At 65.3% G+C, this 13532-nt stretch carries 17 protein-coding genes; 3 read left to right on the forward strand and 14 right to left on the reverse strand.

Going from position 1 to position 13532, the window contains the following annotated elements; translation table 11 throughout:
• Nucleotides 1-56: 56 nt before the first annotated feature.
• The 13 genes from rpmE to ffh all read right to left on the reverse strand — a co-directional run bounded on the left by rpmE (nucleotide 57) and on the right by ffh (nucleotide 10229).
• On the reverse strand, nucleotides 57-278 hold the full coding sequence (gene rpmE, locus FOY53_RS01485; RefSeq protein ID WP_146584953.1) for a 50S ribosomal protein L31: 222 nt from the start codon (nucleotides 276-278) through the stop codon (nucleotides 57-59).
• 11 nt (nucleotides 279-289) lie between these two features.
• Nucleotides 290-673 (reverse strand): 50S ribosomal protein L19, encoded by a 384-nt coding sequence (gene rplS, locus FOY53_RS01490; protein WP_146584955.1) that lies wholly within the window; start codon nucleotides 671-673, stop codon nucleotides 290-292.
• A gap of 396 nt (nucleotides 674-1069) precedes the next feature.
• On the reverse strand, nucleotides 1070-1870 hold the full coding sequence (gene trmD, locus FOY53_RS01495; protein ID WP_146584957.1) for a tRNA (guanosine(37)-N1)-methyltransferase TrmD: 801 nt from the start codon (nucleotides 1868-1870) through the stop codon (nucleotides 1070-1072).
• 105 nt (nucleotides 1871-1975) lie between these two features.
• Nucleotides 1976-3133 carry a hypothetical protein gene (locus tag FOY53_RS01500; protein WP_146584959.1) on the reverse strand — a complete coding sequence of 386 codons (1158 nt, stop codon included), beginning with the start codon at nucleotides 3131-3133 and terminating at the stop codon, nucleotides 1976-1978.
• A gap of 164 nt (nucleotides 3134-3297) precedes the next feature.
• On the reverse strand, nucleotides 3298-4116 hold the full coding sequence (locus tag FOY53_RS01505; protein ID WP_146584961.1) for a hypothetical protein: 819 nt from the start codon (nucleotides 4114-4116) through the stop codon (nucleotides 3298-3300).
• Complete coding sequence (gene rimM, locus FOY53_RS01510) at nucleotides 4116-4622, reverse strand: ribosome maturation factor RimM (protein ID WP_146584963.1); 507 nt, start codon at nucleotides 4620-4622, stop codon at nucleotides 4116-4118. Before rimM ends, FOY53_RS01505 begins: the two co-directional genes overlap by 1 nt.
• A 224-nt stretch (nucleotides 4623-4846) precedes the next feature.
• Complete coding sequence (locus FOY53_RS01515; RefSeq protein ID WP_146584965.1) at nucleotides 4847-5671, reverse strand: MipA/OmpV family protein; 825 nt, start codon at nucleotides 5669-5671, stop codon at nucleotides 4847-4849.
• A 404-nt stretch (nucleotides 5672-6075) separates the two neighbouring features.
• Nucleotides 6076-6456, reverse strand: coding sequence for a 30S ribosomal protein S16 (rpsP, locus tag FOY53_RS01520; protein WP_146584967.1), 381 nt, complete (start codon nucleotides 6454-6456; stop codon nucleotides 6076-6078).
• A gap of 50 nt (nucleotides 6457-6506) precedes the next feature.
• On the reverse strand, nucleotides 6507-6809 hold the full coding sequence (locus FOY53_RS01525) for a chorismate mutase (protein WP_146585416.1): 303 nt from the start codon (nucleotides 6807-6809) through the stop codon (nucleotides 6507-6509).
• A 1-nt stretch (nucleotide 6810) separates the two neighbouring features.
• Nucleotides 6811-7410 (reverse strand): GNAT family N-acetyltransferase, encoded by a 600-nt coding sequence (locus FOY53_RS01530; RefSeq protein WP_146584969.1) that lies wholly within the window; start codon nucleotides 7408-7410, stop codon nucleotides 6811-6813.
• Nucleotides 7407-7988 (reverse strand): GNAT family N-acetyltransferase, encoded by a 582-nt coding sequence (locus FOY53_RS01535; protein WP_146584971.1) that lies wholly within the window; start codon nucleotides 7986-7988, stop codon nucleotides 7407-7409. Before FOY53_RS01535 ends, FOY53_RS01530 begins: the two co-directional genes overlap by 4 nt.
• Nucleotides 7985-8512: a GNAT family N-acetyltransferase gene (locus FOY53_RS01540; RefSeq protein WP_146584973.1), complete on the reverse strand. Its 528-nt coding sequence runs from the start codon at nucleotides 8510-8512 to the stop codon at nucleotides 7985-7987. Before FOY53_RS01540 ends, FOY53_RS01535 begins: the two co-directional genes overlap by 4 nt.
• Before the next feature lie 211 nt (nucleotides 8513-8723).
• On the reverse strand, nucleotides 8724-10229 hold the full coding sequence (gene ffh / locus FOY53_RS01545) for a signal recognition particle protein (protein WP_146584975.1): 1506 nt from the start codon (nucleotides 10227-10229) through the stop codon (nucleotides 8724-8726).
• Nucleotides 10230-10531: 302 nt separating this feature from the next.
• Between ffh and FOY53_RS01550 the strand changes: the two genes are divergently transcribed.
• Nucleotides 10532-10954: a hypothetical protein gene (locus FOY53_RS01550; protein WP_146584977.1), complete on the forward strand. Its 423-nt coding sequence runs from the start codon at nucleotides 10532-10534 to the stop codon at nucleotides 10952-10954.
• A 98-nt stretch (nucleotides 10955-11052) separates the two neighbouring features.
• Here the strand turns inward: FOY53_RS01550 and FOY53_RS01555 are convergent, their stop codons facing one another.
• Nucleotides 11053-11634 (reverse strand): FMN-dependent NADH-azoreductase, encoded by a 582-nt coding sequence (locus FOY53_RS01555; protein ID WP_146584979.1) that lies wholly within the window; start codon nucleotides 11632-11634, stop codon nucleotides 11053-11055.
• A gap of 129 nt (nucleotides 11635-11763) precedes the next feature.
• On the opposite strand from FOY53_RS01555, the gene FOY53_RS01560 reads away from it, so the two are divergent.
• A complete protein-coding gene (locus FOY53_RS01560) occupies nucleotides 11764-12645 on the forward strand; it encodes a LysR family transcriptional regulator (RefSeq protein ID WP_146584981.1) in 882 nt (293 codons plus the stop codon).
• The gene (locus FOY53_RS01565) at nucleotides 12633-13532 is read left to right on the forward strand and encodes a DMT family transporter (RefSeq protein ID WP_281289542.1); all 900 of its coding nucleotides are present in this window, start codon (nucleotides 12633-12635) and stop codon (nucleotides 13530-13532) included. The genes FOY53_RS01560 and FOY53_RS01565 overlap by 13 nt, the downstream gene beginning before the upstream one ends.

Raw genomic sequence — 13532 nt, forward strand, 5'->3', positions numbered from 1 at the left:
CACGAAAAACGCCGCCCCGGGGGGCGGCGTTCTGGTCTTGCGCCAAAGGCGTGAGCTCAGAAGCCCAGGCCTTCGTACTTTTTCTTGAACTTCGACACGCGGCCGCCGGCGTCCATGAGGCGCGAAGAGCCACCGGTCCAGGCCGGGTGCACGGTCGGGTCGATGTCCAGCGTCATGGTGTCGCCTTCCTTGCCCCAGGTGGTGCGCATCTGAAAGATGGTGCCGTCGGTCATCTTGACGTCGATGACGTGGTAATCGGGGTGAATGTCTTTTCTCATCGGTCCGATCCTTATGCCTGGGCGCCCTTGGGCGCCTTGTAGTTTGCGACTTCGGCGATGCGGGCGGATTTGCCACGACGCGCGCGCAGGTAGTACAGCTTGGCGCGACGGACCTTGCCACGGCGGACCACTTCGATCGTGTCGATGTTGGTCGAGAACAGCGGGAACACACGTTCCACGCCTTCGCCAAAGGAAATCTTGCGGACGGTGAACGAACCGGCAATGCCGTGGCCGTTGTTGCGCGCGATGCAGACGCCTTCGTAGTTCTGCACACGGGTGCGGGTGCCTTCGGTCACCTTGTAGCCGACGCGGACGGTGTCGCCGGCCTTGAAGTCAGGAATGGTCTTCCCGAGGGAGGCGATCTGTTCCGCCTCCAGTTGTTCGATCAGGTTCATCTGATCATCTCCTATGCTGCTTGCGGTTATGCCCGCAAAGGTGTGCGCGTCCTCAGAGCTCTTGGTCTTCGTCCGGGTCCGCAAATGCGCCCGCCAGAGATCAGGTCGTCGTTGTTTCACATTCCGGCCTTTGCGCCCTTGGTGACGCCTGCAGCAGATCCGTCCGAAGGAGACGAGGCAGCAATGAGTCGGGCGCGGACCGGAATGGGCGGGGTAAAGCAGATGTGGGATGCAAGATCAAGGTGTTTGACGCGGTGCCGTGGGGCCGTGTCACCAGATGGTCCGGGTATGTTTTGCCAGGGCCGTGCTGCGTCAGGCGTCTGTCCGGCATCACCAGGTGGCGCGCCTGTCAGGTGCCTGCCCGGTGCGCGGTATCGGCGGCCCCGGCCCTTGGGTTTACCTGCGCTTGGCCCACAGGTCCGGGCGGCGGTCCCGGGTCAGTGCCTCGGACTGTTCCTGCCGCCAGCGGGCGATTTCTCCGTGGTTGCCCGAGAGAAGGACCGGCGGGATCTCGTGGCCCAGCCACGAAGCGGGTTTGGTATATTGCGGATGCTCCAGCAGCCCGTCCGAAAAGGATTCCTCCTGCGTCGAGGCCGCATTGCCCAGCACGCCGGGGATCAACCGCAGGGTGGCATCGAGCAGCGCCAGAGCCGGAATTTCTCCGCCGGTCAGGACAAAATCACCCATCGAGACTTCGGTGATGCCGTAGTGATCAATGACACGCTGGTCCATGCCCTCGAACCGGCCGCAGATCAGAGTGACGCCGGGTTTGGTGGCCAGGTCCTGCGCCATTGCCTGGGTAAAGGGGCGGCCGCGGGGCGAGAGATAGATCAGCGGTGCCTCGGAAGAGATCCGCGCGCGGGCGTGGTCGATGGCACGGCCCATGATGTCGGGGCGCAGCACCATTCCGGCGCCGCCGCCCGAGGGCGTGTCGTCGACATTTCGGTGTCGCCCTTCGCCAAAGGGGCGCAGGTCGATGGCATCCAGTTGCCACAACCCGTCCTGAAGCGCCCGCCCGGTCAGCGACAGGTCAAGCACGCCGGGGAACGCCTCGGGGAACAGGGTGATCACCTGGGCCTTCCAGGCGCGGACCAGATCGGGTGTCGGCGTCAGCAGGGCCTGTGGTTTCAGGTTGGCCGAGATCGACTTGCGCCCATGCGAGCGGGTAAAGCGGTCGGGCGTTGGCTCATCTGTCATCTCGGCGGCCTGATTGCTGGGGTTCCGGGCCCTGTGCATAGGCGTGCGGCGGCGGCGGGTAAAGGGGGCTGCGTGTCCTTGGTCCCGCTGCCGCGTGCGACCGGCTCAGGCCGCAACCGAGTCAAAGTCGACGTAGTCGGCCAGATCCGGCGGCGCCGTCAGCCGGCCTTTTTCCAGTGACCACGCCGCACGGGGGCGTGGCATGCGCCCGTGATATTCGGCAAAGACGCCGCGCGGATCCGGCCAGCGTGCGGTGCCGGTTTGTTCGGCCAGCCGGTCCAGCATGGCGCTGAGGGCCGGACCGGCGTTCAGCACGGCATCAGCGGGGGCCAGCGCCAGGTTCCGCTGCGGATACCTGCCGGAATTCCACGCCTCGATCACCGAGCGGACTCCGTCGAGCCAGGAATTGTCGCCACGCAGCACCGCGTCATCAAGTTGGCAGTCCGCGGCCAGCGCGCCGAGATAGCTGGCAACACTCGCCCGATCGCAGGACGGTTGCGACGCGCACCAGAGGGCGGCGGCGCGCTGAGCCGGACAGGTCGCGTCGTGCTCCAGGATTACCCTGTGCCACAGGTCCGGATCCGGAGCATCCAGCGCCCGCAGCGCGGTCAGCAACGCCGCGGGGCAGCGTTTGTCGGACTGGTTCCGCCAGAGGCGGAGCGTGGCGTCATAGATGCTGCGCTGATGTTCGAACGCGCTGCGCCGGCGTCGTATCTCGCCGATCCGGTCCCGGATTTCCAGCACAACATCCGGCTTGCGAAACAGCTGCGCCAATGCGCCGGCACGGTCCGCAGAGCCGCTGATCACCTGTTCCAGCAGGTAGAGTTCTGTGACCTGCTCCGGAGTCAGCGACCCCGGGGCGGTGCCGTTCCAGATTTCGATGACCCGCGACAGGGTGGCGGAAATGGCGTTGCCCTCCGATTCCGGTTCACTCAGGTCCTGACCCGGCGCCGGGCGATCATGGTGCGAGGACAGGCGCCGGATCAGATGGCGGCGCTGGTCATCCGGAGCGGGCAGGTCGACGGGGGGGCGCACATGAGCCGAGCGTAACAGCAGGCCCTGTTCGGGCAGGGGCGGCTGGCCGTGGGTGGCGGGGGCGCGCCGGGCTGCGTGCGTGACCAGAAGGGCCAGCCCCAGGAAGACCGCCAGCGTGGTCGGCACGCCGAGTGCCGAAAACAGGCTCGCGGCAAATTCGGGAGGCAGCAACAGCGATGCGAGCGCCGGGCTGAGACCGAGGCTGGACCAGAGGATCCTGTAGCTCAAGACATGCATCCACGCGCCTCTCAGATTCTGTGACCCGCACACTGTCGCCGAAATACGGCGAAACGCAGGTCACGAGAGGGTGAAGCGGTGGAATCTGTTGGTTTGCGTCGGTGTTGTACTGTTGGAATCAACAGTTGCTGCCGCGGCGGGCGTTTCGGCCCAGGCTAGCCGGTCTTGCGCGACTTGCGCGCCGGGGCGCGCTTGGCCAGTTGCAGCAGCCCGCGTTTGGCTTCGCTCAGGTGCTTGGCGTTGAGACCGCTGCGGTTGAGCGCCAGAAACACCGCATCGAGTCCCAGTTCAGGCTGCACATTTTCAGGTGCCACCGCTGTCAGAGAGGCGCGGGTTTCCTCGCCGATTTCGAGCAGGTCCAGCAACGGGGTCAGCGGACCGAAGGTCAGGGCCGCTATGTCCTCGAGCGCCTGGAAGGTGACGGTCTCGGGGGCCACTGCCTCGGCGACCTCTTGCAGCACCGCGGGCAAATCGGCGGCGGCTGTGATCTTGTCCGCATAGTCGGTCTGATCCAGGGTCAGCCGGGTGACACGCAGGTTCTGCCACCAGGTGCTGCGCAGCCAGGCGTCACGGCTGCGGGTCGAGAAGTAGAAGACCAGGTCGAATCCGGCACCGAACCGCGCCCGCGCGGTGTCGGCCAGTTGCGACATGATCAACCCGGCGGCGTCGTAACGGTCAAGCCCGTGCCGCCCGGGCAGGTGGCCGGACAGATCCTCCGAGGACATCAGGATGTCGCGCGGGTCCTCGGGGTCGATCGTGTCGAAAAACGCGATGGCGGCGGTGCGGACCGCGTCCAGCGTATCGGCGTCGGGGCGGGTGGAAAACGTGCGCGCCGCGCGGGTGAGTGGCATGAAGTCATCGCGCAGATAACACCTGACATGCGCGTCCAGTGCCGTGCGGTTGATGCGGATCATGGTCTGGGCGCTGGTGGTGCCAGTCTTGTGGAAACCGGCATGAATCACCATCCGGCGCATCAGTCGAACAGCCCCTCAGGCGGATCCGCAACGATCCGCCCGGCGCCAAGGTCCACGGTAGGCACGGCGGCAAGGGTGAAGGGCAGCAGGATCGTCGCGCTTTGCCCCGGAACCAGGATTTCCAGCAGGTCCGATGCGCCATGGTTGAGAACCGCCTTCACGCGTCCCAGTTCGACACCGCCGGTGTCAAACACTGCGACGCCGATCAGGTCCGCGTGGTAATATTCGTCCGTCTGCAACGACGGCAACCGATCCCGTGGTGCAAACAGGCGGGTGCCGCGCAGGGCATCCGCCTGTTCCTTGCTGCGGATGCCGGTCAGGCGGGCGGCAAATCCCTGCGGTATGGCGCGGGTGATCTGAACCTCGAAACTGGCCGAACCATCCTCGGTGCTGAGGGGGGCATAATCGGCAATGGCTTCGGGATCGGCGGTAAAGCTTTTCAGCCGCACCTCGCCCTGCACGCCGAAGGCGCCTGCGATGGCGCCGACACAGATCTGATCACTCACGGAAACTTACCCCATCCGGTTGGCTGTTGATGCTCAGGCATAGCCCGGGGCAGAGCACAAAGGCAATGGAAGCGCTCATCGGAATGCGAATGTCGGCCGCGCGGGTGCCGCCGCGCCAGAGCGCGGGTGTCCCTGCGGGGATGGATTTGCGTGGATGCCTGCGCGGCGGCACGCAAAACGGCGGCACTGCGGGTGCCGCCGTCAATTCCGCAAACGGTCGTCGATCAGCCGCCGATCTGGAACACGCGGGTCAGGCCAAAGCGGATGCCCCACTGGTCGGCGTCGCCCAGGTTCTTGACGATGGGGCTGTCGGCGGCGTCGTTCTGCAACACGTCATAGGTGACGGCACCTTCCAGACCCCACAGATCGCTGAGCTGGTAGCGGGCGCCGAATTCGAGGCCGGCGCTGACCAGACCGCCATCGGCGTCAAAGAACGGCCGGTTCACGCCAACCGAAGAGGCATCGACGCCGAAATAGGTGTCGGCATAGGTGTCGTCGCCCCAAAGCAGCCGCGGGCCCATATTCAGGCGCAAGCGCTCGGTCGGATGCAGGATAAGGTTGGCACCGGCCTCGGCAACCCAGCCTTCGTGGCCGCCAAAGCCGCGGCGCACATCCGCGAAGACATCGAAGTTGCGCGCGGTATAACCGATGCCGCCGCCCAGTTCGAGCGCGCCGTCGACATCATCCATGCCTTTGAGGTCATCGTAATCCTTGGGATCGCGCTGACCGATATAACGCGCCGATCCGTGCACGCCGAAGCCAAGCGCATCGGCCCAGGGATCGGGGTTGCCGATCTCGCGACCGCCCGGCAGGCGCAGGAAGTGGAACTTGAACCCGACGTCTGCACCGGTTTCGTAGTCATCCGACCCGAAATAGTCCGGGTTGGCCGCCACGCCACCGCGCAGCGAGAACAGCAGGACCGGGCGTTCTGCAACCACCGGCGCAGGCGCCATCATCGCGGGCGGTGACTGCGTCACCTCGGGACCGGCGGCAAGCGCGGGTACGCCGGAAAGGCAGAATAGGGCAAGTGCGGCGCGGCTGAGGGTCATGGCAGTAACCTTTGCTGACAGGCGTCCGGAGCACGGGTGATTCCGGGCGGGTTGGTGTGCCGATGTAATAGTAGGACTGCGCCATGGAACAAGGCGGGCTGTTTGGAAACCGTCAGAACGTGACGAAAATGGCGCGTGTTTCCGGGGCGGACCGTTGGGCCGTCCAGGCAGGACCGGCCGATTCCGGACGAGGTGCGGGACGAGGGGCGCGCCGCGGTTCCGGTTGAAGGCGCCGGGCAGGATTTTGGCGTGCGCGTTTGCCTGCGACCTGAGGGCGCGATCGCGACTGGCATCGTTACGCGGCATCCGCCGACGTTTGTTGCGGGGCTGGCCCACTGTGCTGAAACGCAAAACGGCGCGCGGGGATGTCCCGCGCGCCGCCTGTTCCGGCCCTGAGGCGCGGATTATTCTGCCGATGCTTCTTCAGCAGCGGGGGCCTCGGCAGCTTCGGCTGCCTTTGCGGCTTTGGACTCGGCGCGTTCCTGGGCGGCCTTGCCCGGGGTGCCCTTCTTCAGGTTGGCACGGTCCTTCTTGGGGACAACACCGGCGGCTTCGAGCATGCGCGACACGCGGTCGGTGGTCTGCGCGCCCTGGCCGAGCCAGTACTGCACACGCTCGAGGTCCATGACAACGCGGTGCTCGCTGTCTTTTGCCAGCAGCGGGTTGTAGGTGCCCAGCTTCTCGATAAAGCGGCCGTCGCGCGGCATGCGGCTGTCGGCGACAACGATGCGGTAGTGGGGGCGCTTCTTGGAGCCGCCGCGGGCGAGACGAAGTTTGATGGCCATTTTGAGTTCTCCTTGTAATGGCGTGGATCAGAGGTGTCGGGGTGCGACCCTCAGGATTGGTGTTGTTCGTGGTGGTGGATGACTTCCTGAATGATGAAGTTCAGGAATTTTGTGGCAAAGTCCGGGTCAAGATCGGCCTGGGTTGCCAGGTCCTGCAGGCGCGCGATCTGCTTTTCCTCGCGCGCCGGATCAGAAGGGGGCAGGTCGTGCTGTGCCTTGAGCACACCTACGGCCTGTGTGTGTTTGAACCGCTCGGCCAGGGTGAACACGAGGATCGCATCCAGACGGTCGATGCTTTCGCGGTGACCTTTCAGGATCTGGGCCGCGCGGGCAACAGGGTCTTGGGTTTGCATTTCAGTCAAGGGCCCAGCCTTTCGGTTTGAACAGCGGATTGATGTAGTTCTCGATCTCCATCTCGATCCCGTGGGCGATCTGGCTGCCCCGCAGCGCTGCCGGAGAGGGATGGCGATAACAGGCGTCCGAGCCGTCGACCGTCGCGGCGGCGGCCTCCCGCTTTGCCCCCAGCCGCTCGGCGAGGCGGATCGAATCGAGATTCTTCGGGTCGATATAGCTGACCGCCGTGTCCCAGCCCCGGTCGTCATACAAGTGGCTCCGCACCCGCGACGTGGCTTCGAGGGCAAATCCGTTGCCTGCCTTGTCGGGCCAGATGATCCAGGCGATTTCGCGTTCCGGCCATTTTGCCGGGAACCAGCCGCCGGCCATGCCGACAGTTTCACCGGTGTCGCGCAGGTGGACCATCCACATACCGAAACCGCGGATTTCCCAGTGGCCGATTTCGGCGGCATACAGCATCCATGCTTCATAGCCGTTCAGCGGGCCGCCCATGAAGCGCGACCGGTACGAGCTGAAGGAGGCCTTGAAATCCGGATAATCCACGGCCTCGGGACCCTTCAGGATCAGGCGCCGGGTGTCCAGTTGCGGAATCCGGGTCATGCGGGCACCTCTTCGGCGAGGGGGATATGCCGGTACACCTGCGTGCCGTCCTGGATTTCGCTTTCCGCGGTGCTGTCGCGGAACGCCTTGAGCCGTTGCATCAGCGCAGAGCAGCGGGTGTTGTCCGGTGCCACATACGAGACGACCGAGTCCCATTTCAGGGTGTCGAAGGCGTAGGCGCGCACCGCCTCGGCCGCCTCGGTCGCATAGCCCTGACCTTCGGCCTCTGCCGTCAGGAACAGGCCGAGTTCCGGTTCGGGATCGTCATACTCCATGCCCAGCAGGACAAAGCCCGCGGACGGCTGGGTCTGGGCATCAATGGTCCAGAGACCGTGACCGTGCAGCAGCCAGAGCGCGACATACTGGGTGAACTCGCTCCATGCCGCCTTGCGGGTCAGAGGCCCGCCCATGTGGACGGCCCGGTCAGAGCAGAAGATTTCGGCATAGGACGCAAAGTCATAGATGCGCGGCGCCCGGATCTGCAACCGACGGGTGTCAAACGAAGGGATGTGCCCGCCCATGCGGGCGGCCTGCCGCGAGGCCGGGCCGGGCCGGTGCTTTTCCACCGGGGCTATCATGCCAGCGCCTCGGGGGCGGGGTGGCGCCAGAGCTGGTCCTCGCCCATGTAGACGTTGTCGTAGGTCCGCTCGTAGGTGGCCCCGAGCCGCTGGGCCAGCTTGATCGAGCGGGTGTTGGAGCCGTAGATGTTCGAGGTGAGCGTTTTCAGGCCCAGCTCTTCGTAGGCCCATTGCCGGGCGCGGCGGGCGGCTTCGTAGGCCAGCCCCTTGCCTTCGTGGCCGGCAAAGACCACCCAGCCAAGTTCCGGCTCGGGCCAGCCCTCGGGGTTCCAGATTCCGGACAGACCCATCGCGTCGTTGCTCTGGCGGTCGGCAATGACAAAATAGCCGTAGCCGTGGATATGCCAGTGGCCGATGTTGCAGGCGAACCAGCGCCAGGATTCATCCCGGCGGTAGACCGGGCCAAATCCGGGCGCGCGCACGGGGTCGGCATGGAATTCGGCGAAGGCGTCGAAATCGGACATCTCCGGGCCACGCAGGATCAGGCTGTCGGCCTGCAGGACGGGGGCATTGGTCAGACTCATGCCGTCGGTCCCGCGGTGTGTCGGCGGGCGCGCGAATGCGCGGCCGGGGTGCCGGCGACGGCCAGCCGACGACGAGACCGCCCGGCGGCGGTGCGGATTGCAGCGGCGGACCTTGAGTATTTCTGAAGAGAAGAAATCAGGGCATGCGCCTGGGGTCCGTCCACCTGGAAAGGGGGCGGGATGTGGAGAGGACCAAGGGCGCGGGCGTGGTTCATTTCTTCTTGCCAAAGCCGCTGAGGCCGGGGGGCAGGCCCATGCCGCCGCCGAAGCCGGGACCTTTGCCACCCATCTGGCGGGCGGCGGCCTCAAGCGCCTTGGGGTCCATGCCCTGCAACATTTCCTCGGGGGAGGCGTTGGCGCCGCCCTTGCCGCCAAGCATGCCCTTCATGGCCTGCTTCAGCATGCCGCCTTTGCCCATCTTTCCCATTTTCTTCATCATGTCGGCCATCTGACGCTGCATTTTCAGCAGTTTGTTCAGATCGCTGACCTCCATGCCGGAACCCTTGGCAATGCGCTTCTTGCGGGAGGCCTGCAGGAGTGCCGGGTTGGCGCGCTCCTTTTTGGTCATCGAGTTGATCAGGGCGATCTGCTGGCTGAGGACCTTGTCGTCGACGCCGGCGCTTTCCATCTGCTTGGACATCTTGCCCATGCCGGGCATCATCGACATCATGCCCTCCATGCCGCCCATCTTGATCATCTGTTCCAGCTGCATCTTGAGGTCGTTCATGTTGAACTGACCTTTCTGGAAGCGGCGCATCATCCGCTCGGCCTGTTCGGCCTCGATCGTGGCCTGGGCTTTTTCGACCAGCGCCACGATGTCACCCATGCCGAGGATCCGGCCGGCCACACGCTCGGGCTCGAAGGTTTCCAGCGCGTCAAGCTTTTCGCCGAGGCCGACGAACTTGATCGGCTTGCCGGTGACGGCGCGCATCGACAGGGCCGCGCCGCCGCGTCCGTCGCCGTCCATCCGGGTCAGCACCACGCCGGAGATGCCGATGCGGTCGTCGAAGTTCTGTGCGGTGTGGACCGCGTCCTGCCCGGTGAGGCCGTCGACCACCAGCAGCGTCTCGCGCGGGTTGGCGACATCGCGCACCGCCTTGACCTGCTGCATCAGTTCTTCGTCGATCGACAGCCGCCCGGCGGTGTCGAGCATGTAGACGTCATAGCCGCCCAGAGCCGCCTGGGTCCTGGCGCGTCTGGCGATGGCGACCGGGTCTTCGCCCTTGACGATGGGCAGGGTGTCGACGCCGATCTGGCGCCCGAGAATCTGCAGCTGTTCCATCGCGGCCGGGCGGTTGACGTCCAGCGACGCCATCAGCACCTTCTTGCCGTCGCGTTCTTTCAGGCGCTTGGCGAGTTTGGCGGTGGTCGTCGTCTTGCCGCCGCCCTGCAACCCGACCATCAGGATCGGCGCCGGGGCGTTGTCGATCTTCAGCGCGCCCGGCTCACCCTCGCCGCGCAGGACGTGGATCAGTTCGTCATGCACGATCTTGACGACCTGCTGGCCGGGGGTGATGGACCTGGTGACGGACTGGCCGGTGGCCTTGTCCTGCACCGCCTTGACGAAATCCCGGGCCACGGGCAGCGAGACGTCGGCCTCGAGCAGCGCGACGCGGACTTCGCGCAGGGCGGTCTTGACGTCGTCCTCGGACAGGGCGCCCTGTTTGGTCAGGCGATCGAAGACGCCGGACAGGCGGTCAGACAGATTTTCAAACATGCCTTCGGCTCCTTGTGCCTGTTTCCATGTGCTGAGCCCAAGGTAAGGGCCGGCAGCGCGATCTTCAAATCTCCGGACGCCGGGTCCGGGCGGTGGGCAAAGCAGAGATGCCCCCGTGGGCGCAACGCGCTGACGGAGGGCGATCCCGGGCAATGCCCATGGGACCGGAGGCTCAAAGCAAGCTTCCGGGGTTCTGGCCGGGCTACCCGACAGGGGCCGCAGAGTCAAGCCGGGGCAAAGTCTGCTTGTGTCGGGGCGTGAAGTTGCCGAATCTCGTCTCAGGGAAAAACGGTGGGGGTGTGATGCCTGTCAGTTATGCGATCAGGCCGGAACTTGGCGTCATGGTGGCGCTCTTCCACGGGTCGGTGACGGTCGAGCATATCAGAGACGCGTTCATGGATTATCAGCAGCACCCGGATTTTGATGGCCGCTACAGCGTGCTGATGGATCAGGCCGAGTGCAGCTTTCCAGTGGGGTGTTATGACGACTACAGGCAGCTTGCCTACCGCCTGCGTCCACATTACGCGGCGCGGCACCCGAGTTCGCGCACGGCGTTTTTCGCGCCGGGCGATATCGCCTATGGCATGTCCCGGATGTACAAGGCCATCGCCGAGGAGTCGGCAGGCTTTTCCATCGAGGTGTTCCGGACCGCCGGAGAGGCGCTGCGCTTTGTGGGGGTCGATCCGCTGGCGCATGGTGCGGCGACTCTGTTGCGTCCGGGTTAGCCCGGAGGACAAAACGGGAAACGGCGCGCCCTGTTCCGGGGCGCGCCGGCGGGCGCGGATTTGGCGACGACGACAGGCTGTGTCGGCGCTTCGGTAACTCAGGCTGCCAGAGCGGCGATCTGGTCGTTTGCGGCCTTGTGGGATGCGTCGGCGTCAACCATCAGGCGGTCCGCCGCAACCACGGATACATCGGTGATGCCGATAAAGCCCAGAACATGGCGGACGTAGCCGGTGGCGAAATCATAGCTCGACCCGACTTCGGTACCGCCGGAGGCGACGGCGAGGATGGCGCGTTTGCCGGACAACAGGCCTTGCGGGCCGGTTTCGGTGTATTTGAACGTGACGCCGGCGCGGGCGATCAGATCTATCCACGCCTTGAAGCCGGCGGGGACGCCGAAGTTGTAGATCGGCAGCCCGATCACCAGTGTATCGGCGGTCTGAACCTCGGCAATCAGCGCGTCGGAAAGGTCCAGCGTGGCCTTCTGCTCCGGGCTGCGGTCATCCGCCGGCGTAAAGTTGGCGCCGATCCAGGTGGCGTCAATCAGCGGCAGAACGTCAGAGAGGTCGCGCTCGGTGATTTTGGCGGGGGAGAGGCGTGTGATCACCTTTTCGGTGAGCGAGCGCGAGACAGAGCCCTCGTGGCGGGCAGAGGCGTCGATGCGCAGAACGTGGCTGGTCATGGTCGGGTCCTTTCGGAAACAGGGTTCCAGTTGCTGGAACGGGTGTGATGTCCGCAATATGGCTATTGCAAATCCGCACTCAATCCACCCAAATACACACAACATGTGAATCGGCGCACAGAGGGCGTGATGGACAATTGGGATGAGATCAGAACCGCCTTTCAGGTGGCGCGTCTGGGCACGGTCAGCGGCGCGGCCGAGGTGCTGGGCGTACATCATGCGACCGTGATCCGGCACATCGACGCATTGGAAAACCGGCTGGGGGTGAAACTGTTCCAGCGCCACGCGCGCGGTTACACGGCAACCGAGGCCGGGCATGATCTGGCGCGGGTCGGACAGACCACGGACGACCAGTTTCACCAACTGGTCGGGCGCATCAAGGGGCGCGGCGCCGAAGTGTCGGGCGAATTGCTGGTCACGTCGCTGATTTCCTTTGCGCCGATCATGGTGCCGGCTTTGGTGTCCTTTCAGGAGACCTATCCGGACGTCGTGGTGCGGTACCTGACCGACGACCGGGTGTTCCGGCTGGAATATGGCGAGGCGCATGTCGCTCTGCGCGCCGGATCCACGCCCGAGGAACCCGACAACGTGGTGCAGCCTTTCGATCCCCTGCAGATAGGTCTTTACGCCAGCCGGGCCTATGTCGCGCGTTACGGGATGCCGCAGAGCGAGGACGATCTCGACGGGCACCGGTTTGTGGCGATGGACAATCCTGACAGCCGGGCCCCGTTCCAGCGCTGGCTGCGCACGGTGGTGAGTTACGACCGTGTTGTGTTCCGCAGCACCGACGCGCGGGTGCTTGAACGGGCGGTGCTGGCCGGCACCGGCATGGGGTTTTTCAATGCCCGCGAAGTCGATGCCTATCCGGACCTGGTCGAAGTCTTTGCACCAAGGCCGGACTGGCAGGTGCCGCTGTGGCTGGTGACCCACGTCGATCTGCACCGCACGGCAAAGGTCCAGGCCTTTCTGAAGCATCTCAAGGATTTCTCGGCACAGTGCTGCCCGAAGTGAGCGAGGCCGGACGCGGCCATTTGGCGATGCTGTGCTTTTCCGCGCTGGTGGCCGGGTCGTTTTCGCTGGGCGCAATGGCAGCACCCCACATCGCCCCCGAAGCGCTGAACGCCGCACGTTTCCTGTTGGCGGCGCTGGTCGTCGGAGTCGTGGTGGCGCTGCGTGGGCCGGTGGCGCGCAGCGCCTACGCCGCGCCCTGGCGCTATGTGGTGCTGGCCGGGCTGTTCGTCTTCTATTTCGTGACGATGTTCACCGGGCTGAAAACCGCCGCACCGGTCAGCCTGGCCGCGGTGTTCACGCTGAACCCGATTCTGGCCGGCGGCTTTGGCTGGATACTGATGCGCCAGATCACCACGCCGCGCATGGCGCTGGCATTGGGTGTGGGGTGCGCGGGCGCGCTCTGGGTGGTGTTTCGTGGTGATATGGCGGCGCTGGCCGCGTTCCGGATCGGTGGTGGCGAGGCGATCTTTTTCTGGGGCTGCGTTGCCCACGCCCTCTATGTACCGCTCCTGCGCCTTCTCAGCCGGGGCGAGCCGCAGCTGATCTTCAATGCGGGCATCCTGTGGTCCGGGGCCGCCCTGCTCGGGGTCTATGGCGCCCCTGCAATTCTGGCGACGGACTGGCTGGCGCTGCCGGGGATTGTCTGGGTCACCATCGTCTATACCGCGCTGGCGGCGACCGGGCTGACATTTGTGATCATCCGCTACAGCACGCTGCGGCTGCCGGCCGCCAAGGTCATGGCCTATACCTATCTCACGCCCTGTTGGGTGCTCATCTGGGAGCTGGCGCTGGGTCATGGCGCTCCGGCGGCGCGCGAGCTCGTCGGCGTCGCGCTGACGCTTCTTGCGCTGCTGCTGTTGCTCAAGGACGAAGAGGCCCCGGCCTGA

It is taken from the genome of Puniceibacterium confluentis (assembly GCF_007923445.1).
GTDB classification, from domain to species: Bacteria; Pseudomonadota; Alphaproteobacteria; order Rhodobacterales; family Rhodobacteraceae; genus Puniceibacterium; species Puniceibacterium confluentis.